Source organism: Kitasatospora sp. NPDC091207 (genome assembly GCF_044768625.1).
GTDB lineage: Bacteria > Actinomycetota > Actinomycetes > Streptomycetales > Streptomycetaceae > Kitasatospora.
The window spans coordinates 751,959-772,629 of sequence record NZ_JBIVVS010000001.1; the positions used below are offsets into that span (position 1 = coordinate 751,959).

Here is a 20,671-nt window from a genome sequence, read left to right on the forward strand (position 1 = left end):
GCCGCGCACGGCGCTACCGGCCGGCGTCCTCGTCGAGGGTGTGCTTGACCAGGGCGTTGGCGTGGCCGTGGCCCAGTCCGTGCTCGGACTTGAGCCAGCCGACCAGCTCGGTGTGCCTGGTCAGCGGGGAGGAGCGGATCAGCTCCTTCCAGTGCGCCACCGGCAGGCCGTACTTCTTCTCGATCGAGGGGAAGTAGCTGGCCGGGCCCTTCACGGGTTCGGTCGTCATCGGAGTCTCCTGCCGGGGTCGTTCGGGACGGGTCGTTCGGGACGGGTCGTTCGCGGTGGGTCGATCATGCCCGGACGATGATCAGGCCGCCAGGGCGGCGGTGCCGGCGCAGGCCGGCCGCACCCGCGAGCAGGAGGGCGCCGGTGAGCAGGAAGGCGGCCTGCTGGATCAGGCCGAGGTCGCCGAGGCTGAGCTGGCTCAGGGCGTTGCGGCCGAAGTCGAAGCCGTCCCGGGTGAGGCCCTGGACGAGGCCGACGGTGAGGAACAGCGGGCCGGCGACGGTGCCGCAGGCCAGCAGGAGCTTCGTCGGGAGAACGGCCGCCGGGGCCGCGAGGCTGTGCGTCATGAGGTGGTCCGTCCTTGGGTCGCGGTGGTGTCACTGGTTGGACCGGGCGGAGCGGCGGAACTCATCGGCGCCGTGCGGGTGACCCGCGTCACAGGGGGGCGCCGGGCCGCCGGTCTACGATCCGGTCGGGGCCGCCGGTGGCGGCTCCGACCGGCCGCACCGGCGGCGCGGGACCACCCGGACGGACGGAGCGCCCGATGACCGCCGACTTCCGCGCCGACCGGATCGGCAGCGCGCTGCGGGGCGAGAACCCCACCGTGCTGCGCCGGCTCGACGCGGGGTTCGCCGTGATGGGCGATGTCCAGTTCCTGCCCGGGTACGCGATCCTGCTCACCGACGAACCGGGCGTCGAGCGCCTCTCCGACCTGCCCCGCGCGCGCCGGCTCGGCTACCTCGCCGACCTGGACCGGCTCGGCGAGGCCGTCGAACGGGCCTGCCGTGCCGTCGATCCGGCCTTCCGCCGGGTCAACCTGGAGATCCTCGGCAACAAGGACCCGTTCCTGCACGCCCACGTCTGGCCGCGCTTCGACTGGGAGCCGGACCACCTGGTGCGGATGCCGGTCTGGCTCTACCCCCGGGACCACTGGCGCGACGCCCGGTACGCCCTCGGCCCGGAGCAGGACGCCGTCCGCGCCGCCATCGGCGCCGAGCTCGACGCGCTGCGCTGATATTCCCCCGGGCCGGCCCGGTCACTCCATCCCGTGAACCCGCGGGCGAGGTCAACCCGCCCGGGCCGGCCGGTGGTTACGCTGCGCGCATGGACATCGTGATCCCGCTCTTCGACCGTTTCGAGCCGCTCGACGCGATCGGGCCGTACGAGATCCTCGGGCACGTCCCGGGCGCCCGGGTGCGCTTCGTCGCGCCCGAGCCGGGGCGGGTCACCGATGTGCTGGGGGCGCTGACGGTCGAAGTCCCCACCCGGTACTCGGAGATCGACTCCTGCGACGTGCTGCTCGTCCCCGGCGGTGCCGGGACGCGGCCGCTGACCGCCGATCCGGACTTCCTGGACTGGGTCCGCGCGGTGCACGGGGCGACCCGGTACACCACCTCGGTCTGCACCGGCTCGCTGGTGCTCGGCGCGGCCGGGTTGCTCAAGGGCCTCACCGCCACCACCCACTGGGCGGCGGTCGCCGAGCTGGAGGCCCACGGCGCCACCTACACCGCCGAGCGGGTGGTCCGCCACGACCGGATCATCACCTCGGCCGGCGTCTCCTCCGGCATCGACATGGCCCTGGGGCTGGCCGCCCTGCTCACCGACGACCTCACCGCGCAGGCCGTCCAGCTCCTCACCGAGTACGACCCCCGGCCCCCCTTCGACACCGGCTCCGTGGCCAAGGCCCCGGCCGCCGTCCGGGAGCGCGTCCGCACGCTCGGCTGAGCGGTCGCGGCTACCGCGGCTGTCGCGTGGCGGCCGGGGCCCGGCGGCCGGCCGGTGTGCCACCGCCCGGCCCCGGCGGCGCCGTTACTCGGGAGCCTTGATGTAGTCCTCGTACTCGGCGGCCGTGAGCAGGCTCCCCTGGTCGCCGCCGGGCACCGGCGTGATCTCGATCATCCAGCCGTCGCCGTACGGGTCCTCGTTGACCTGCTCGGGCGCGTCGTTCAGGCCGTCGTTCACGGCGCTGATCGTGCCGTTCTGCGGCACGTAGATCTCGCTCACCGACTTCACGGACTCCACGCTGCCGAACGGCTCACCGTGCTCGAACCGGTCCCCCTGCTTGGGGAGTTCGACGTAGACGATGTCGCCGAGCTGCTTCTGGGCGTGGTCCGTGATGCCGATCCGCAGCCGGCCGTCGGGCAGGGAGCGCACCCACTCGTGGTCCTTGGAGTACGTGAGGTCGCTCGGGATGTTGGCCATGAGGGTCTCCGTGGTGTCGTCGCCGCGTCACTGACGAGTCGTCAGTCGCACGGGAGAGACTGCTACAGATCCCGGGGCCCGGCCGGGACGTTCACCCGGGGGAGTGAGTCCGGCCCCTGCCGGGGGCGGGGGCGGGGGGAGAATGGCGGCGGACCACCGTCCCGCCGTCGGAGGAGAACCGTGATCGGCACACTGCAGTGCATCGTGCTGGACTGCCCCGAGCCGGCCGTGCTCGCGAGCTTCTACGCGGCCCTGCTGGGCGGGCAGGTCGACCGGCCGGATCCCCGCTGGTCGCTGGACGGGGCGTGGTCGACCCTGCACGTCGACGGCGGCCCGGTGTTCTGCTTCCAGGGCGTCGCCGACCACCGGCCGCCGCGATGGCCCGACCCGGCGCACCCGCAGCAGGCGCACCTGGACATCGACGTGGCGGATCTCGACGGAGCCGAGCGCGAGGTGCTCGCGCTCGGTGCCACCCGGCTGGGCGACGGCGGCGGCTGGCGGATCTACGCCGACCCCGCCGGACACCCGTTCTGCCTGCTCCCGGCCACCCCCGGCGGTGCCGGCTCAGCCCAGTGACAGTTCGTCACCCACGCTGAGGCGCCCGGGAGTCACCACCTCGGCCAGGGCGTCCAGCCGGCCCCCGTGCGCCTGGGTGATGGCCTTGAGGATCTCCGGGGCGTGCGGCAGGCCGGGCTGCGCGATGGTGGTCATGGCGCAGCGCTCGCTGGCCCGGACGAAGGCGAGCCGGGTGCCTCCGCCGCTGCCCTCGCGGCCGAACCAGCCGTCCTCGACGAACGGCGGCGTGCCCGGCGGCGTGCGGAGCAGGATGTTGGGGCGGAACCGGCGGACGTCCACCACGGCGGCGGGCGCGGCCCCGCACACCCAGTCCAGGGTCGCGGTGGTGAGCACGCTGACCGGCAGCTGGTCGAAGTGCGAGACGGCGTCCTCGCGGGCGAGCGCGACGTCCGGGCGCTGGAGGTAGGCGCGCAGGAAGGCGGTGGGATCGGCGACCGGCCGGCCCAGCGGGTCGAACAGCTCGGGGCCGTCGAGCCGGTGGCCGAGCCGGGAGGAGAGGCGCAGCAGGCCGTCCATCCGGCGGAAGCGCCGGGTGTTCTTGCCGGAGCCCAGCTTCCCGGCGCTGTCGCGCACCGCGTAGAGGCGGTCGCCGGCCAGGCCGCGCTCGTCCACCTCGACGGAGTCGAGCCGCTCGCCGCCGGTGGACTTCACGGGGTAGCGCCAGAGCTGCTCGATCACTCCGATGATCTCTGCCATGGCGCGAAAGCGTAGCGGCGCCCGCCGGGGATGGTCTAGACCAAGTGCCCGACCAGCACTCACCCGAGGCGCGCCACCGCCCGCACCGGCGCGCCGTCGGCGGCCACCAGTCGCAGCGGGAACAGCGACACCTCCACCGGCAGGCCGGCCTGCTGGGCCGCCAGCAGCGCCCGCAGATCGGTCAGGTTCTCGGCGATCACGCCGCCGCCGGGCGCTCCGAGCAGCACCCGGTGCGCGGCCAGCGTCGGCTCCGGGGCCACCGGTTGGTCGTGTTCGTCGGTCAGGTCGGCCAGCAGTGCCGCCACCGCCGGGTCGCCCGGTCCCGGGTCCGGCGTGGGGTCGACGCTGAGCGCGTCCACCCCGACCGTCCGCACCCCGGCGGCGACGATCGCCTCGGCCGCCGCCGGGCTCAGGCTGGGGTGGGCCAGATAGGCGTCGGTGCCCCAGTGCCGGGCCCAGCCGGTGGCCAGCAGCAGGACGGTGCCCTCGCCGGCCCGCTCCAGCGCCGGGGCGAGCCGCTCGGGGGTCACCTCCGCCCGCGGCTCCAGCCCCCGCAGGTCGGCGACGACCGCCGGACCGGTGAACCGCTCCAGCGGCAGGCCGTCCAGGGTGGGCCAGGTGACGTCCACGTGGTACGGCGCGTCCACATGGGTGCCGGACTGCGAGCCGAGGTGCAGGGCCAGCACGTTGACCCCGGCGGTGGCCGTGGTGAGCGCGGGGGTCAGGACGACGGCCGGATCGCCGGGGTAGACCGGCATCGCGGTGGTCACCTGATGGGTGAGGTCGACGAGGGTCGCTGCCATGCCGCCCATCCTCGCAGGGGTGAACGCCGATGGGCCCGCCCCGGGGGCCGCCGTATAGAAAGGGGGCCATGGGAACAGAAAAGCGTCAGCCGTGGGTGGTCGGGGTCTCGGGCGCGTCCGGTACGCCGTACGCCGCCTCCGTGATCCGGGCGCTGCTCGCGGCCGGGGAGTCGGTGGACCTGGTGGTGAGCCGGGCCGCCCGGCTCACCATCCTGGACGAGACCGGCATCTCCTTCCGGGACGCGCACTGGCGCGCCGACCTCGCCGCCTGGCTGGGCGGCGAGGACGGTCTCGACGACGTCCGCCACTGGTCGGCCGGCGACTTCGCGGCCGGGCCGTCCAGCGGCTCGTACCCGGCCAAGGGCATGCTGGTCGTCCCCGCGACCACCGGCGCGGTGGCCGGGATCGCGCTCGGCCTGAGCAAGGACCTGCTCCAGCGGGCCGCCAGCGTCACCCTCAAGGAGCGCCGGCCGCTGGTGGTCTGCGTCCGCGAGGCGCCGCTCAACGGGGTGACGCTGAAGCACCTGGTCGAGCTGGACGCGCAGGGCGCCGTGGTGCTCCCCGCCTCGCCCGGTTTCTACGCCGGCGGCTCCACCGTCCGCGAACTGGTCGATTTCGTGGCCGGCCGGGTCCTGGACGCCGTCGGCGTTCCGCACACGCTGTACCGCCGCTGGGAGGGCGAGTTGGGCGCGGCAGCCCGCCCGGCCGGGCAGGGCGGGTGACGGCGGGAGACGGGGGGAGTGGGGCGACCGGGGGCAGGAGAGTATCTTCTCTGCGATATCCGGGTTGTTCCGCGCATGGCGCCTTTGAATCCGGATAATGATCTGTGGGTCTGGTGAGGTTCGGAAGGACGCGGACGGTATATGGACACGGTGGACAGACAGCTCATCCAGGCGCTCCGGGAGAACGGCCGCGCCTCCTACGCCGAGCTGGGCCGACTGGTGGGCCTCTCCGGCCCGAGCGTCACGGACCGGATCAACCGCCTGGAGCAGGCCGGGGTCATCACCGGCTACCGCGCGACGGTCAATCCGGCCTCGCTCGGCTTCGGCGTCACAGCCCTGATCGGCCTTCAGCTCACCGACGCGGCCGACCACGAGGACGTCGCGTTCCGGCTGAAGGACCTCGGCGAGGTCGAGGACTGCTGGTTCATCGCCGGTGACGACTCGTACATGCTCAAGGTCCGGGTCTCCGACGTGGAAGGCCTGGAATCGGTGGTCAAGCGGATCTCCGGCACGAAAGGCGTGGCCCGGACCCGCACGACCGTCGTACTCTCCACGAAGTGGGAGAACCGGGTGAGCGAACTCCCGATGGTCGAAGGCGAGTAACACGATGGCACTGGTCGGTCTGGAGGAGCTGCGCGCGGCCCGGCAGCGGATCGCCGGGGTGGCGGTGCGCACCCCGCTGGTCCCCGCCCCCTGGGCGGGCGACGGCGAACGCCGGCTCTGGCTCAAGCCGGAGAACCTCCAGCCGACCGGCGCCTTCAAGACCCGCGGTGCCTACAACCGCCTCGCCGCGCTCAGCGACCGGGAGCGGGCCCGCGGCGTGGTCGCCCAGTCCAGCGGCAACCACGCCCAGGCGGTGGCCTACGCGGCCGGACTGCTCGGGATCAAGGCCGTGATCGTGATGCCGGACACCTCGCCGGCGGTCAAGGTCGACGGCACCCGCGCGTTCGGCGCCGAGGTCCTGCTGGTCACGCCGGAGGAGCGGGACACCGTGCCCGCCGAGCTGGCCGAGCGGCACGGCTACGTCTGGGTACCGCCCTACGACGACCCGTTCATCATCGCGGGCCAGGGCACGGTCGGCCTGGAGATCGCCGAGGACGCCCCGGCCGAGCTGGACACCGTCCTGGTGCCGGTCAGCGGCGGCGGCCTGATCGCCGGGACGGCGGCCGCGCTCAAGCTCACCCGCCCGGGCATCCGGGTGGTCGGGGTCGAGCCCGAGCTGGCCGCCGACGCGCAGGCCAGCCTGCGGGCCGGCGAGCGGCTGTCCTGGCCGGTCGCCGACACCTACCGGACCATCGCGGACGGGCTGCGCACCCCCTCCGTCGGTGCGCTGCCCTTCCAGCACCTCACCGCGTACGTCGACGACATCGTCACCGTCACGGAGGACGAGATCCGCGCCACGGTGGCCCTGCTGGCCCGCCGCGGCCGGCTGGTCGCGGAGCCCTCCGGCGCGGTCGCCCCGGCGGCGTACTTCCACCGCGCGGCCGAGATCGGCGGCCAGACGGTCGCCGCCGTGGTCAGTGGCGGGAACATCGACCCGGCGCTGCTCGCGGAGCTGCTCGCGGCGTGACGGCGGCATAGGCGTACGCTCGTTCCGGCAACGATTCGAAGTCGGAGGAGGCGGGGCACCGCATGGACGCAGGGCTCAAGCGCGAGCTGGAGGCGAAGGTCTACGCGGGTGAGCGGCTGACCCGCGAGGACGGGATCGCGCTCTACGAGAGCGACGACCTGGCCTGGCTGGGCGGTCTGGCCCACCACGTGCGGACGCGGAAGAACGGCGATGTCGTTCACTTCAACGTCAACCGCCACCTCAACATGACCAATGTGTGCAACGCGTCCTGCGCGTACTGCTCGTTCCAGCGCAAGCCGGGCGAGAAGGACGCGTACACGATGCGCATCGAGGAGGCCGTCCGCCTGGCCAGGGCGATGGAGGTCGACTCCCTCACCGAGCTGCACATCGTCAACGGGCTGCACCCGACCCTGCCGTGGCGCTACTACCCGCGTTCGCTGCGGGAGCTGAAGGCGGCCCTGCCGAACGTCTCGCTGAAGGCGTTCACCGCGACCGAGATCCACTGGTTCGAGAAGATCAGCGGCCTGCCGGCCGACGAGATCCTGGACGAGCTGATCGACGCCGGCCTGGAGTCGCTGACCGGCGGCGGCGCGGAGATCTTCGACTGGGAGGTCCGTCAGCACATCGTCGACCACGACACCCACTGGGAGGACTGGTCGCGGATCCACCGCCTCGCCCACAGCAAGGGCCTCAAGACGCCGTCCACCATGCTGTACGGCCACATCGAGGAGCCCCGCCACCGGGTCGACCACGTGCTGCGGCTGCGCGAGCTGCAGGACGAGACCGGCGGTTTCCAGGTCTTCATCCCGCTGCGCTACCAGCACGACTTCCACGACTCCAAGGACGGCGTCGTGCGCAACAAGCTGATGGCGCGCACCGAGATGGCCACCGGCGCCGAGGCGCTGAAGACCTTCGCCGTCTCCCGGCTGCTGTTCGACAACGTGCCGCACGTCAAGGTCTTCTGGGTGATGCACGGTGTCACCACCGCGCAGCTGGCGCTCAGCCACGGCGCGGACGACATGGACGGCTCGGTGGTCGAGTACAAGATCACCCACGACGCGGACAACTTCGGCACCCCGAACAAGCTCGGCCGTGACGACCTGCTCGGTCTGATCAGGGACGCCGGTTTCCGCCCAGTGGAGCGCAACACCCGCTACGAGATCATCCGCGAGTACGACGGCCCGGACCTGACGCGCCGCGAGACCCCGCAGGCGATGCGTCTCTGACCGGCGCACGACCGATCGCTCCCGCCCCCCGGGCCGCCCGCCGGCCCGGGGGGCGGCGCTCTTCACCGGGTCCGCACAGCGTTCCGGGTTTCCCAACCGGCCCCGGGTTTGGCAGGATCAGCGCCATGTCCGGTTCCCATCGCGCCACCGCGTACCCGCCGTACGAGCCGATGCACGAGCCGGTGTACGAGGTGCCGCAGCAGTCCTACGGGGTCTACGAGCAGTCGTCGTACCAGGGCTGGGACGCCCCCGCGCCGGCCGGTACCGACCCGAACCAGCCGTTCCACGACGGCTCGGACCTCTACGCGCAGCAGGGCCAGGGCTACTACCCGGCCTACCCGGAGCAGCAGGGCCACCAGGCCCACCCGGACCAGCGGGGCGGCCAGGACTACCCGGCGCACCCGGAGCAGCGGGGCCACGGGAGCCGGCCGGAGGTCTACGCGCCGCAGGGCCACCCCGGGACCGAGGGCTACGACGCGTACGACCAGCCGTTCCGGCCGCTCGCCGAGCCGGCGCCGCCCGCCGCCGTACCGGTCCGGCCCGCGGCCCAGGCGCCCGCGACCGGCCCGGCCGGGTCCCGGGCGGCCGCCCGCGGCCACCGGCGCAAGCCCAAGAAGAAGCGCGGCGGCAAGGCCGTGACCGCCGGTACCGCGCTGCTGCTCGCGGCCGCCGCGGGCTGGTACACCGTCGGCCAGGACGCCGGCCCGGGCCAGGCCAGGGCCGACGGCCCCGGTCCGGAAGGCGTCTCCGCCCCGGACCAGCCCTCCCCGGCCGCCGCCGCGCCGGCCGCCCAGGCCGCGAACGACCGGCACACCGGGGCACCCGCCGCCGACCGCAGCGAGGCCCGCCCGGACGGCTCGGTGGCCGCGATACCGGGCCTGGGTGCCACCTTCACCGCGCAGATACCCGCCGAGACCACCCAGGTCGTGCTCGCCTCCGGGCAGGGCAAGGACGCCAACAAGACCGCCGTCACGCTCTGGACCCGTACCGCCGAGGGCCGCTGGCTGGCCGGCGAGACCTGGCAGGGGCACAACGCCAACAAGGGCTGGACGACCGACCACAACGAGGGCGACCTGCGCAGCCCGATCGGGGTCTTCACGCTCACCGACGCGGGCGGCCGCAAGGCCGACCCCGGCAGCCGGCTCCCGTACGACAAGGACGCCGACTTCGTGGTCTCCGGGAGGGGCTTCGCGGGCGAGCCGCTGGCCGGCTCCTTCGACTACGTGGTCGCGATCAACTACAACCGGGTGCCCGGCAACTCCCCGCTCGACCCGCGCCGTCCCAGCGGCTCGACCAAGGGCGGCGGCATCTGGATCCACGTCGACCACGGCGGCCCGACGCACGGCTGCGTGTCGGTGCCCGAGGACAAGATGGCCCAGCTGATCCGCACCCTGGACCCGGCCGCCCACCCGGTGATCGTGATGGGCGACTCGGACTCACTGGCCGTCTGAGCCGCGTCCACTCCCCAGGCGCCGCAACGGTCCTTGTCGGCCTCCTACAGCTTCCGGGGGCGGATCCTGTAGCCGGTCGCGCCCCGCTGACCAGCGGGTAACCCGGTTGAGTGGCTGTATGAGCGGTTCGCGCATTGTGGCACTCGGCCACTACCAGCCCCCCAAGGTCCTCACCAACGACGACCTGGCGGTGCTGGTCGACACCGACGACGAGTGGATCCGCAGCCGGGTGGGGATCCGGACCCGCCACATCGCCGAGGGCGAGAGCCTGGTCGATCTGGCCACCGAGGCGGCCCAGAAGGCGCTGGCCAACAGCGGCCGCTCGGCCGCCGACATCGACCTGGTCGTGGTCGCCACCTGTACCGCGGTCGAGCGCAGCCCCAACACGGCCGCCGCCGTGGCCGCCCGCCTCGGCGTGCGGGCGCCCGCCGCCTACGACATCAACACGGTCTGCTCGGGCTTCTCGTACGCGCTGGCCACCGCCGACCACGCGATCCGGGCCGGCGCGGCCCGCCGCGCGCTGGTGATCGGCGCGGAGCGGATGTCGGACACCATCGACTGGACCGACCGGACCACCTGTGTGATCTTCGGCGACGGCGCCGGCGCCGCGGTGGTGGAGGCCCAGGAGGAGGGCGCCGAGCCGGGCATCGGCCCGGTGGTCTGGGGCTCGGAGCCGGAGAAGAGCGACGCCGTGGTGATCACCGGCTGGGATCCGGTGATCAGTCAGCAGGGCCAGTCGGTGTTCCGCTGGGCCACCACGCAGATCGCCCCGCTGGCCCGGCAGACCTGCGAGAAGGCCGGAATCGACCCGTCCGAGCTCAAGGGCTTCGTGCCGCACCAGGCGAACCTGCGGATCATCGACGCGATCGCGGCCAAGCTGGGCGCCCCCGACGCGGTGGTCGCCCGGGACGTCGTGGTGTCCGGCAACACCTCGGCCGCCTCCATCCCGCTGGCCTTCTCCAAGATGGTCGAGCGGGGCGAGCTGTCGCCCGGTGACCCGGTGCTGCTGTTCGGCTTCGGCGGCGGTCTGGCGTACGCCGGGCAGGTCGTCCGCTGCCCCTAGCGGTCCCTGGCGGCCTTCAGCGGCCCCTGGGCGCCCCGGTGGCGCCCCCTGGCCCTCCCCGGCCCTCCCTGGCCCTCCCCGGGCCCCCGGGGCCTTCCGGAGGGTCCGGAACCCCCTCACACGCGCATGCCGGTGGGCGGGCACCCCGAACGGGTGCCCGCCCACCGGCATGTCTGGCGCGCTGCGGCACGTCGGCGGACCTCCCCCGAGGACACGGCCGCCGTCCGTCGTTCCCCGGTACAGGAGGCCGGGGCTGCGCGCGGAGCGGATGGGTGGGTAGGCGGGAACGGTCTACTTGGGCGGCTTCTTGCCGGTGACACCCAGGTACACCAGGGGAGCGAGGTTGGGCTTCAGGTCCTTGACCTTGACGCCCCACGAAGTGAACGCCTTCTGGTGCTCGGCCGCCGAGGCGAGCAGCGAGACCAGGGAGCCGGCGACGGCGGCCGGGTCGAGCGACTTGTCGGCCTGACCCTTCGCCTGGAGCTCCTTGACGGCCTCCGTGAGGGGCTTGGCGACCGCGTTGAGGACCGTCATGCGGATCTTGAAGAACCGCTTGTCCCCTTCGGCAGCACCCAGCGTGACCACGCGGAGAATGGCGTCGTTCTTGCGCCAGAAGGCGAGGAATCCGTCGACCAGTTCTTCCGAAGTGGCCGTGCCGGACTTCCCTGCCCAGGACTTTCCGGCCACCAGCTCTTTGAGGGTGTCGGAGTCCTTGGCCATTTCCTCGGCGATTTCGAGGACAGCGCCCTCGACATCCGGGAAGTACTGGTAGAAGGTCGCGGGGGAGGTACCCGCCATACGGGCGACGTCGATGACCTTGACGTCCCGATAGGGCGACGTGCTGAGCATCTCGCGGAGGCAGTCGAGCAGCTTCTGCCGCGTCTCCTGTCCGCGTCGCCCGGCGACGCGACCGTCGACGGTGCGAACTTGTCCTGTCATGCCGTCAGCTTACCGTGGCACGATCTTGGCGCGATTCGGTGATGCGACTATTACTCCGCACGGGGGGTTGCTATAGGGGCGTGAACGACTTCGGACGGATATTCATCGCGCTCCGGAGGCCCCTGTTGAAGCCCCCCCGTGTGCTTATGACCCCACAGCGTGACGGCCCCTCCGCTGAGGGGTGGTCGAGTGACAGAGCGTGACGAATTTGGGTCGGATCCGGGTGGGATCCGGGTGGGATCCGGGTCGGGGTGAGAAAGAGCCGCGGTGGTGCCGTGCGCAAGCCGCAGCCGGAGCGGACGTCAGAATCCGGCCGTTGTGGCGGCACTGACCGGACGGTGAGCCCGAGGAGGCTCTGGGCGGGGGAGGTTGGAGTTGACCGGGGCGGCATTGGAGAATCGGGTCCGGCACCCCGCGGCGGGTGCGGAAAACGGGGAGGTGGCAGCGGAGTGGACCAGCTGACGGCGCACGATCCGAGGCGGATCGGGCCCTTCGAGGTGCTGGGGCGGCTCGGCGCGGGCGGGATGGGCCTGGTCTACCTGGCGCGCTCCGCGTCCGGCCGGCGAGTGGCCATCAAGACCGTCCGGGGGGAGCTGGCCGAGGACGAGCTGTTCCGGGTCCGTTTCGCCCGGGAGATCGCGGCCGCCAAGACGGTCGGCGGCTTCTACACCGCCGCCGTGGTCGACGCCGACGCCGACGCCCGGGTGCCCTGGCTGGCCACCGCGTACGTCCCGGCGCCGTCCCTGGAGGACCTGGTCACCGAGTGCGGGCCGCTGCCGGCGGGGGCGGTGCGCTGGCTGGTGGCCGGCATCGCCGAGGCGCTGCAGTCCATCCACGCCGCCGGGCTGGTCCACCGCGACCTCAAGCCCTCCAACGTGCTGGTGGTCGAGGACGGCCCCCGGGTGATCGACTTCGGGATCGCCGCCGGCGTCTCCAGCACCCGGCTGACCATGACCAACGTCGCGGTCGGCACCCCGGCGTACATGTCGCCCGAGCAGGCCCGGGACAGCCGCGGCGTCACCGGTGCCAGCGACGTCTTCTCGCTCGGCTCGCTGCTGGTCTTCTGCGCCACCGGCCACCCGCCCTACCGGGGCGCCAATCCGGTCGAGACGGTGTTCCAGCTGCTGCGCGACCAGCCCGACCTCTCCGGCCTGCCGGCCGAGCTGGTCGACCTGGTCCGCGCCTGTATGCGGCCCTCCCCCGAGCACCGGCCCTCCCCGGCGCAGATCCAGGCCGAGCTGGCCCCGCACCTCTTCTCCCGGGACGACGCCTCGGGCGAGGCGGGGGACTGGCTGCCGGCCAACGCGCTGGAGCTGATCGAGCGCAAGCGCGGCCGCCGGGTACCGGCTCCGGCCCCGGCACCCGTCCCGGTGCCGCCGGTGCCCGGTCCGAGCGTGCCGCCGCTCTCCGCCCCGCCGCTGCCGGTACCGCACCAGCAGCAGCCCCCGCAGCCGCTCCCGCCGCACCGCCCCGTCGCGGACGACCCGCGCACCCGGCACCCCGCCGAGCGGTACGCGCCGCCCGCGCCGGGGCCGGTGCACGCCCTGCCGCCGGGCCCGTCCGGGCCGGACGCCGAGGCCGCCACCGAGAAGATCTCCGCCCCGCGCCGCCACCGCGCCCCGGTCGCCGGGGAGAGCGCCGCCGAGGTGCGGCTGACCGGGGCCTCGGTGCGGATAGGCCCGGGGCCGCGCGCCGAGGCCGCCGGGCCGGGGGCCGCGCCCGCCGAGACGGACTGGGTCCGCCGGATCACCCCGCCGCCGGTCCAGGCCGCCCGCTGGCGTCCCTGGCGGTTCCGGATGTCCAACGACGTCTGGGGCACCCCGGTGGTCGCCGACGGCACGCTCTTCGTCTCCAGCTTCGAGGTGCACGCCCTCGACGTCGCCTCCGGTCAGCGCCGCTACAAGACCCGGGACGTCGCCTGGGCGCTCGCGGTGGACGCCGGCCGGGTGCACGCCGCCGACGGCCCGCACCTGTACACGGTGGACGTCGCGGACGGCACCGAGCGCTGGCGCCACTCGCTGGACGGCTGGGTCTACTCGCTGGACGCCGCCGACGGCGTGCTCTGCTGCGGCGTCCGGGGCGGTGGGGTGCAGCTGCGCTCGGCGGCCGGCGGCGCCGAGCTGTGGCGCGCGGACGACGCCCAGCAGGACTACGAGAACCCGCAGTCCGGCCCGGCCCTGGTGGGCGGCTACGCGTACTACTACGGCGGCGGGCGGCTGCGGTGCGTCGATCCGCGCGGCGCGGGCCTGCGCTGGTCCGTCCCGGTCGGCGAGGACGTGCCCTCCCGCCCGGCCGAGCGGGCCGGCGTGCTGTACGTGACGGCCGGGACCAGGGTGTACGCGCTGGACGCGGCGAGCGGGGCCGAGCGCTGGCGGTTCGAGGCCCCGGTGGTGCTCTTCACCCCGCCGGCGCTGGACGCGGACGCGGTCTACGTCGCCGACTACCTCGGCACGGTCTACGCGCTGGACGCGGCGACCGGCCGGGACCGCTGGCGCGGCGCCACCGGCAGCCGGCAGGGGGCCGAGCCGGTGGTCGTCAGGGACGGCATGGTGCTGGTCGGCAGCGGCGAGGTGCTGTACGCGTTCGAGGCGGCCACCGGCCGGGAGCGCTGGCGCTACACCGCGCGGGGCGAGATCGTCGGCACCCCGGCGGTCGCCGACGGCCTGGTCCACCTGGGCAGCCGGGACCACTCGCTGCACACCCTGGACCTGGCCAGCGGTCAGCTGCGCTGGGAACTCGGCACCAAGGGCGAGCTGACGGGCTCGCCGGTGGCGGTCGGCGGGCGGGTCTTCGTCGGCAGCAAGGACCGCTGCGTCTACGCGCTGGACGCCTTCTACGGCACGGCGGTGCCCTCGCACTGACGGGCCGGGCCGGGGCGGTCCGCGGGTGGTACTACCGGCCGCGGGCCGGGGGACGGCGGGCCCCCGGGTGCCGGGCGCACCAGCCCTCCCAGGCGGAGGCCACCGTCTCCTCCACCCCGTACCGGGCGGTCCAGCCCAGCTCGCGGTGGATCAGCTCGGCGGAGGCGACCACCCGGGCCGGGTCGCCGGCGCGGCGCGGGGCGACCTCGCCGGTGGTGTCGTAGCCGGTGACCCGGCCGATCACGTCCAGCATCTCCTGGACGCTGACGCCCTCGCCGCGGCCGATGTTGAGGACCAACGAGGTCTCGCCGGGCGGGTCGGCGGCCAGTCGCCGGGCGGCCGCCACATGGGCCGAGGCGATGTCGGAGACGTGGATGAAGTCGCGGACGCAGGTGCCGTCCGGGGTGGGGTAGTCGGCGCCGAAGATCAGCGGGGCGCGGCCGGCGGTGAGCCGTTCGAAGACCATCGGGATCAGGTTGAAGACGCCCTCGTCGGAGAGTTCGGGCGAGGCGGCGCCGGCCACGTTGAAGTAGCGCAGCGAGACGGTGGAGATGCCGTGGGCCCGGCCGGCCGCGGCCACCAGCCACTCACCGGCCAGTTTGGTCTCGCCGTAGGGGTTCATCGGGACGCAGGGGGCCGCCTCGGTGACCAGCTCGACGTCGGGCATGCCGTAGACGGCGGCCGAGGAGGAGAAGAGGAAGCGCTCCACCCCGGCCTCGGTGACGGCCTCCAGCACGTTCTGCAGACCGGTGAGGTTCTCCCGGTAGTAGAAGAACGGCCGCTCCACCGACTCGCCGACCCGTTTCTTCGCGGCGAAGTGCAGCACGCCCCGGACGTCGTGCGAGCGCAGCGCGCCGTCCAGGGCGGCGCGGTCCAGGGTGGAGCCCTCGACCAGGGTGACGTCGTGCGGCAGCCGGGCGCGGTCGCCGGTACTGAGGTCGTCCAGCACCGCCACCCGCTCGCCGGCCTCGACCAGCTGGTGCGCCACGTGCCTGCCGATGTATCCGGCGCCACCGGTGAGCAACCAAGTCATGGCGTGAATCCTAGGCCGTCCCCGGTGACGGCGCGTCGGGGCGGCGATCCGGACATATCGGTGAAATGCTGACAAAGATCTCTGTGGTCCGAGCGCTCCCGCGCGAGGCCCGGTGGTCCCGCACGGATCTCGGGGGTCCCGCACGGATCTGGATGGCCGCACGGACCCCGATCGCCCCGCACGGCCGATGGAACCGGAGGCAGCCCAGGTGAACCGCAAGAAGGAACCCACCCGCCCGCTCCCGGCCGGGCCGCGTCCGACCGGACCCCGGGTGTCCGGCGGGCGGCTGCTCGCGCCCGGGGCGCTCGCCGTGCTGACCGCGCTGGCGGTGGCCGGGTGCAGCAGCGGGTCGTCCTCCTCCTCGTCGACCGCCTCCACCGCGGGCACCTCCTCGCCCTCGTCCTCGTCCAGCCGGCCGGCGAGCGGCAACCAGCTCCAGGACGACTACCAGAAGGTGATCGCCGACGTGCTGCCCTCGGTGGTGCAGATCACCACCGCGTCCGGCCTCGGCTCCGGGATCGTCTACGACGACAAGGGCGACGTCGTCACCAACGCGCACGTGGTGGGCAGTGCCACCACCTTCACCGTCACCCTGGCCAACAGCACCAAGGCCCTGGACGCCACGCTGGTCGCCTCCTACCCGGAGTCCGACCTCGCGGTGATCAGGCTGAGCAACCCGCCGGGCAGCCTCAAGCCGGCCGTCTTCGGGGACTCCGCCAAGGTCGAGCTGGGCCAGATCACCCTGGCGATGGGCAGCCCGCTGGGCCTGTCCAGCAGCGTCACCCAGGGCATCGTCTCGGCCACCGGCCGGACCGTCTCCGAGCCGCAGGGCGGCGGCTCGCCGGGCGCCACCATCGGCAACATGGTGCAGACCTCGGCGGCGATCAACCCGGGCAACAGCGGCGGCGCGCTGGTCAACCTGGACAGTCAGGTGATCGGCATCAACACGCTCGCCGCCACCGAGCCCGAGGCCAACGGCGCCGCCGCACCCGGTATCGGGTTCGCCATCCCGGCCTCCACCATCACCGGCATCGCCGACCAGCTGATCAAGGACGGCAAGGTCACCAACTCCGGCCGGGCCGCGCTCGGGATCAGCGCCCGGACGTACTTCGACCAGAACTTCCGGCCGGCCGGGGCGGTGGTGGTGACCGTCAGCGCCGGCGGTCCGGCCGCGGGGGCGGGGATCCAGCCCGGCGACGTGATCACCAAGGTCGGCGACGCGACCATCGACTCGCTGAACTCGCTCACCACCGCGCTCGCCTCACTCACCCCGGGCACCAAGACGACCGTCACCTACACCCGGGACGGCCAGAGCAAGACCGCCGACGTCACCCTCGGCACCCTGGAAACCCCCTAGCCCGCCGGACCCCCTGGTCTGCCCGGACCCCCGGCGGCGGCCGCCCGTACACCGCGCAAGGGTTCACGGGCGGCCGGCGGACGGGTGCGGGCCGGGACGTCGTCAACTGCCTCGACGACGTCCCGGCCCGCTGGTGCGTCGGGGGTGGCGCGGTGCGGCCGGTGCGGTGGGCCGCCGGTCAGCGGCGGGCGGCGCGGGTGTGCCAGGGGAGCTCGATGGTCACCGTGGTCGGCCCGCCGGCCGGGCTCTCCACCAGGAACACCCCGTCCACGGCCCGGATCCGCTCGGCCAGCCCGGCCAGGCCGCTGCCCGGGTAGGGGGCCGCGCCGCCCTTGCCGTCGTCCCGTACCAGCAGCATCAGCTGGTCGCCGGCCCGCCAGGCGTCCACCGTGGCGGAGCGGGCGCCGGCGTGTTTCGAGATGTTGGTCAGCAGCTCGCTGACGGTGAAGTAGGCGATGCCCTCGACCGCCGAGTCCGGGCGCTCCGCCGTGCCGTCCGCAGCCGTCAACTCGACGTGCACCTTCACCCCGTCCGGCACCGTGCAGCGGGCGGCCACCGCGGAGAGCGCGGCGTCCAGCCCCCGGTCGGTGAGCACCGCCGGGTGGATGCCCCGGGCCAGGTCGCGCAGCTCCTGCAGGGCCAGCTTCACCTCGCCGTGCGCGGCGCCGACCATCCTCGCCGCGGCCGCCACGTCCTCGGGCGTCTCGGTCTCGTTCAGCCGCTCCTTGGCCATGCCGAGGTCCATCGCCAGCGCCACCAGCCGGGCCTGCGCGCCGTCGTGCAGGTCGCGTTCGATCCGGCGCAGGTCGGCGGCGGCGGTGTCGACCACCGTGCCGCGGTCGTCCTCCAGCTCGCGCACCCGCTCGGAGAGCGCGCCCGGGTAGAGCAGGGTCTCCACCAGCATCCGGTCGATCGCCGCCTGGAAGCGGACCACCCAGGGCAGCACCGGCCAGCCGATGATCACGCAGATCAGCGTCACCGCGAAGCTCAGCAGGCCCCAGGGCAGCATCAGCACGTTGTAGAGGGCCGAGCGCCAGCTCAGCGGGTCGGTGAGGTAGGAGATCGCGTAGCCGGTGATACCCGGCCGCAGCCTGCGCACCGGCTCCGGCTCGCGCACCTCGGAACCCAGCACCGAGCGGGCCCGCCGGCGGGCGAACCGGCCGAGGCCCCGGCAGCCGGCCAGCCCGGCCGCCAGCAGCGGCAGGCCGATCACCGTGACGGAGAGCGCCAGGCCGATCGAGAGCAGCGCGACGGTGAAGACGAACCCCGCGATGCCGAGCGGCAGATTGAGCATCAGCTGCCCGGCCTGCCGCCACATCCGCGCGCCGTACAGCGGGGCGCGTTCCGTGCGCGCGTCCTGCTCCTTGATGGCATCCGCGGCGCGGCGGTGCAGAGGCTTCATGTGGATCTACCGTCCCTCGGGTCGAGCTGGTGGTCCAAGCTTCCCTGGTGAGGGGCGGGCGGGGCCATGGGGGTGATACGTCTCCCCGGCCGGGGGTTATCCCCACCCCGGGGCGACGGCGCTCGGGTGCCGGGGTGTCCGGGGGCCGTCCGCGGGTTGTCCATCGGCTGTCTTGCGGATCGGGCGGGATGCGGCACTCCACGGCCGTGCACTTAGACTCACGCATTGGCGATGGTTATGACCGTGTAAAGAGACGTCGTAGAACGGCCCCGAGGGCGGTTCTCACGGACGAGGTGGAGGCGAGGGGCATGGAGGGGCAGCCGGCAGCTGCCGTCGCGGCCGACCCGGCGGTCGGCAGCGGCTACTTCGACGCGTACGCCGCGATGGGCCTGCTCGCCGTCGTCGGCGTGCTCTTCGTCGCCGTGGCGTTCACCGCCAACCGCCTGCTGCGGCCGGTGGTGTACTCGCCGGAGAAACTCCTCGCCTACGAGTGCGGCGTGGACCCGGTGGGGGAGGACTGGGCGCACACCCAGGTCCGCTACTACGTCTACGCCTTCCTGTACGTGATCTTCGCGGTCGACGCGATCTACCTGTTCCCGTGGGCGACCGTCTTCGCCTCCGCCGGATACGGCGCCGGAACGCTGATCGAGATGTTCGTCTTCATCGGCTTCCTCGCGGTCGGGCTGCTCTACGCCTGGAAGAAGGGCGTTCTGGAATGGACGTGACCCCCCACCACTCGCACGCGCACGACGCCGCGGGCCCGGTCCCGCTCGGTCTGCCGGACCCGTCGCGCCCCGGTGCGGCCGTCGAGCGGAGCGGTCTCGGCCCGCTGGCCCGGCTCGCGCCGGACCCGGTCAAGGTCGTGCTCAACTGGGGCCGCCGCTACAGCCTCTGGTGCTTCAACTTCGGCCTGGCCTGCTGTGCGATCGAGTTCATCGCCGCCTCCATGGCCAAGCACGACTTCATCCGGATGGGTGTGATCCCGTTCGCGCCCGGCCCCCGGCAGGCCGATCTGATGATCGTCTCGGGGACGGTGACCGACAAGATGGCGCCCGCCGTGAAGCGCCTCTACGAGCAGATGCCCGAGCCGAAGTACGTCATCTCCTTCGGCGCCTGCTCCAACTCCGGCGGTCCCTACTGGGACTCCTACTCCGTCACCAAGGGCGTCGACCAGATCATCCCGGTCGACGTCTACGTGCCCGGCTGCCCGCCCCGGCCGGAGGCACTGCTCCAGGGCATCCTCAAGCTCCAGGAGAAGATCGCCGCCGAGTCGCTGCCCGACCGGTACGCGGCGCCCGCGAGCGCGCTGCGCCGCCCGCTGGTGGCCGGGCCCGGTCCGGCCGAAGGAGGCGTCTCATGAGCACCGCCGAGCAGGACGCGGCGTCGGTCGGCGAGTGGGCCACCGGCGCCGAGGCGTACGGGCTGGTCACCGTCGACGTGCCCGCCGAGCACTGGGTCGAGGCGCTCACCGCGGCCCGGGACGTGCTGGGCCTGCGGTTCTTCGACTGGCTGAGCGCCGTCGACGAGCTGGCCGAGGGCTTCTCGGTGGTCGCCCACCTGGCCGCCGCGGACGCCCCCGGGGTGCGGCACCTGGTGCTGCGCACCAAGGTGGCGCGGGACGCGGCCGCCCTGCCGACCGCCGTCGAGGTGTACGCGGGCGCCGGGTGGCACGAGCGCGAGACGCACGAGATGTTCGGCATCGACTTCCCCGGGCACCCCTACCTGGCCACCCTGCTGCTGCCGGACGGCTTCGAGGGGCACCCGCTGCGCAAGGAGTTCGTCCTCGCGGCCCGGGTCGCCAAGGCCTGGCCCGGCGCCAAGGAGCCGGGCGAGTCGGACCACGGCGACGGGCCGGCGCGGCGCAAGATGCAGCCGCCCGGGGTACCGGACCCGAACGAGTGGGGCCCGCTCAAGGGCACCCTGCCGCCGGTGGCCGAGCGGCCCGCGCGTGGTGCGCGGGCGGCCGGCGCGGCGGCCCGGACGCCCCGGGCGGGTGCCGCGGCGGCCGAGGGCGGGCCCGCCGTCCGGGCGGACCGGCCGCGGCGGACCAGGTCGGTCGACGCCGGCTCGGCGAGCCAGACGGCGGAGAGCGCGGCCGCTGCCGGGGGAGCGGCCGCCGAGGCCTCCGCCGAGGTGGCCGGGGACGCGCCGGTGACTCCGCCGGTGCGGGTGGACCGGCCGCGGCGGACCAGGTCGGTCACGGACGGTTCGGCGAGCCAGGCGTCCGCCGAGGCCTCCGACGAGCCGAAGACCGACGAGCCGAAGACCGAGCGGGCCGCGCCGGCCCGGACACAGTCCGCGGACGCCCCCTGGCACGCGCCGGTGCCCGCGCGCGGACCGGAGAGCGGACCCGGGGCCGGCGAGGGCGGTGCCCCCGAGGGCGGTGCCCCCGAGGGTGCCGACCGGCCGGAGGAGGCCGCGGGCGCCGGCGCCCCCGAGGAGGCCGCCGCCCCGGGCGGGGCGGCAGCGCCGAAGGACGCGCGGGACGAGGCGAAGGAGACGTCGGCCGGACCGGCCGACCAGGACGGAGACAGCACGTGAA

At 73.8% G+C, this 20,671-nt stretch carries 22 protein-coding genes; 14 read left to right on the forward strand and 8 right to left on the reverse strand.

Going from position 1 to position 20,671, the window contains the following annotated elements; genetic code table 11:
* Positions 1-13: 13 nt before the first annotated feature.
* Both ACIQTO_RS03375 and ACIQTO_RS03380 read right to left on the reverse strand, forming a co-directional pair.
* Entirely contained in the window at positions 14-229 is a 216-nt protein-coding gene (locus tag ACIQTO_RS03375) for a DUF4287 domain-containing protein (protein WP_402382204.1), read from the reverse strand.
* A gap of 64 nt (positions 230-293) precedes the next feature.
* Positions 294-575, reverse strand: coding sequence for a DUF998 domain-containing protein (locus ACIQTO_RS03380; protein ID WP_402382206.1), 282 nt, complete (start codon positions 573-575; stop codon positions 294-296).
* Between the two features lie 197 nt (positions 576-772).
* Here ACIQTO_RS03380 and ACIQTO_RS03385 point away from each other — a divergent pair, with 197 nt between their 5' ends.
* Both ACIQTO_RS03385 and ACIQTO_RS03390 read left to right on the forward strand, forming a co-directional pair.
* The gene (locus tag ACIQTO_RS03385) at positions 773-1,243 is read left to right on the forward strand and encodes an HIT family protein (protein ID WP_402382209.1); all 471 of its coding nucleotides are present in this window, start codon (positions 773-775) and stop codon (positions 1,241-1,243) included.
* Between the two features lie 89 nt (positions 1,244-1,332).
* Positions 1,333-1,953: a DJ-1/PfpI family protein gene (locus ACIQTO_RS03390; RefSeq protein ID WP_402382212.1), complete on the forward strand. Its 621-nt coding sequence runs from the start codon at positions 1,333-1,335 to the stop codon at positions 1,951-1,953.
* A gap of 84 nt (positions 1,954-2,037) precedes the next feature.
* Here the strand turns inward: ACIQTO_RS03390 and gcvH are convergent, their stop codons facing one another.
* Entirely contained in the window at positions 2,038-2,430 is a 393-nt protein-coding gene (gene gcvH / locus ACIQTO_RS03395; protein ID WP_402382214.1) for a glycine cleavage system protein GcvH, read from the reverse strand.
* 180 nt (positions 2,431-2,610) lie between these two features.
* Between gcvH and ACIQTO_RS03400 the strand changes: the two genes are divergently transcribed.
* The gene (locus ACIQTO_RS03400; RefSeq protein ID WP_402382217.1) at positions 2,611-3,006 is read left to right on the forward strand and encodes a VOC family protein; all 396 of its coding nucleotides are present in this window, start codon (positions 2,611-2,613) and stop codon (positions 3,004-3,006) included.
* On the opposite strand, the gene ACIQTO_RS03405 is transcribed toward ACIQTO_RS03400, so the two are convergent.
* Together ACIQTO_RS03405 and ACIQTO_RS03410 are read right to left on the reverse strand one after the other, a co-directional pair.
* On the reverse strand, positions 2,995-3,702 hold the full coding sequence (locus ACIQTO_RS03405; protein WP_402382219.1) for an MOSC domain-containing protein: 708 nt from the start codon (positions 3,700-3,702) through the stop codon (positions 2,995-2,997). The two genes, ACIQTO_RS03400 and ACIQTO_RS03405, sit on opposite strands and share 12 nt — an antisense overlap.
* Positions 3,703-3,761: 59 nt before the next feature.
* A complete protein-coding gene (locus ACIQTO_RS03410; RefSeq protein ID WP_402382222.1) occupies positions 3,762-4,505 on the reverse strand; it encodes a cyclase family protein in 744 nt (247 codons plus the stop codon).
* 68 nt (positions 4,506-4,573) lie between these two features.
* Between ACIQTO_RS03410 and ACIQTO_RS03415 the strand changes: the two genes are divergently transcribed.
* From ACIQTO_RS03415 to ACIQTO_RS03440, 6 genes are all read left to right on the forward strand, one after another.
* Positions 4,574-5,227 (forward strand): UbiX family flavin prenyltransferase, encoded by a 654-nt coding sequence (locus tag ACIQTO_RS03415; RefSeq protein WP_402382225.1) that lies wholly within the window; start codon positions 4,574-4,576, stop codon positions 5,225-5,227.
* 141 nt (positions 5,228-5,368) lie between these two features.
* On the forward strand, positions 5,369-5,830 hold the full coding sequence (locus ACIQTO_RS03420) for an Lrp/AsnC family transcriptional regulator (protein WP_329488232.1): 462 nt from the start codon (positions 5,369-5,371) through the stop codon (positions 5,828-5,830).
* 4 nt (positions 5,831-5,834) lie between these two features.
* Positions 5,835-6,797, forward strand: coding sequence for a threonine/serine dehydratase (locus ACIQTO_RS03425; RefSeq protein WP_402382228.1), 963 nt, complete (start codon positions 5,835-5,837; stop codon positions 6,795-6,797).
* A gap of 62 nt (positions 6,798-6,859) precedes the next feature.
* A complete protein-coding gene (mqnE, locus tag ACIQTO_RS03430) occupies positions 6,860-8,023 on the forward strand; it encodes an aminofutalosine synthase MqnE (RefSeq protein WP_402382230.1) in 1,164 nt (387 codons plus the stop codon).
* A gap of 125 nt (positions 8,024-8,148) precedes the next feature.
* Positions 8,149-9,474: a L,D-transpeptidase family protein gene (locus ACIQTO_RS03435; RefSeq protein ID WP_402382232.1), complete on the forward strand. Its 1,326-nt coding sequence runs from the start codon at positions 8,149-8,151 to the stop codon at positions 9,472-9,474.
* Positions 9,475-9,592: 118 nt separating this feature from the next.
* A complete protein-coding gene (locus ACIQTO_RS03440; protein WP_380571710.1) occupies positions 9,593-10,537 on the forward strand; it encodes a beta-ketoacyl-ACP synthase III in 945 nt (314 codons plus the stop codon).
* 291 nt (positions 10,538-10,828) lie between these two features.
* Here the strand turns inward: ACIQTO_RS03440 and ACIQTO_RS03445 are convergent, their stop codons facing one another.
* Positions 10,829-11,476, reverse strand: a complete 648-nt coding sequence (locus ACIQTO_RS03445) for a TetR family transcriptional regulator (RefSeq protein WP_380571712.1) — start codon at positions 11,474-11,476, stop codon at positions 10,829-10,831.
* A gap of 449 nt (positions 11,477-11,925) precedes the next feature.
* Between ACIQTO_RS03445 and ACIQTO_RS03450 the strand changes: the two genes are divergently transcribed.
* Positions 11,926-14,337, forward strand: coding sequence for a serine/threonine-protein kinase (locus ACIQTO_RS03450; protein WP_402382235.1), 2,412 nt, complete (start codon positions 11,926-11,928; stop codon positions 14,335-14,337).
* Between the two features lie 31 nt (positions 14,338-14,368).
* On the opposite strand, the gene galE is transcribed toward ACIQTO_RS03450, so the two are convergent.
* Positions 14,369-15,370 carry a UDP-glucose 4-epimerase GalE gene (gene galE / locus ACIQTO_RS03455; protein WP_402382238.1) on the reverse strand — a complete coding sequence of 334 codons (1,002 nt, stop codon included), beginning with the start codon at positions 15,368-15,370 and terminating at the stop codon, positions 14,369-14,371.
* A gap of 208 nt (positions 15,371-15,578) precedes the next feature.
* Between galE and ACIQTO_RS03460 the strand changes: the two genes are divergently transcribed.
* Positions 15,579-16,727 (forward strand): S1C family serine protease, encoded by a 1,149-nt coding sequence (locus tag ACIQTO_RS03460; protein WP_402382241.1) that lies wholly within the window; start codon positions 15,579-15,581, stop codon positions 16,725-16,727.
* Between the two features lie 178 nt (positions 16,728-16,905).
* Here ACIQTO_RS03460 and ACIQTO_RS03465 read toward each other — a convergent pair whose 3' ends face one another.
* Positions 16,906-18,129: a sensor histidine kinase gene (locus tag ACIQTO_RS03465; protein WP_402382244.1), complete on the reverse strand. Its 1,224-nt coding sequence runs from the start codon at positions 18,127-18,129 to the stop codon at positions 16,906-16,908.
* A gap of 308 nt (positions 18,130-18,437) precedes the next feature.
* On the opposite strand from ACIQTO_RS03465, the gene ACIQTO_RS03470 reads away from it, so the two are divergent.
* The 3 genes from ACIQTO_RS03470 to ACIQTO_RS03480 are packed head-to-tail and all read left to right on the forward strand — an operon-like array spanning position 18,438 to position 20,670.
* On the forward strand, positions 18,438-18,854 hold the full coding sequence (locus ACIQTO_RS03470; RefSeq protein WP_380571722.1) for an NADH-quinone oxidoreductase subunit A: 417 nt from the start codon (positions 18,438-18,440) through the stop codon (positions 18,852-18,854).
* Entirely contained in the window at positions 18,845-19,489 is a 645-nt protein-coding gene (locus ACIQTO_RS03475; protein WP_402382247.1) for an NADH-quinone oxidoreductase subunit B, read from the forward strand. The genes ACIQTO_RS03470 and ACIQTO_RS03475 overlap by 10 nt, the downstream gene beginning before the upstream one ends.
* On the forward strand, positions 19,486-20,670 hold the full coding sequence (locus ACIQTO_RS03480; protein WP_402382249.1) for an NADH-quinone oxidoreductase subunit C: 1,185 nt from the start codon (positions 19,486-19,488) through the stop codon (positions 20,668-20,670). The genes ACIQTO_RS03475 and ACIQTO_RS03480 overlap by 4 nt, the downstream gene beginning before the upstream one ends.
* Position 20,671 lies beyond the last annotated feature (1 nt).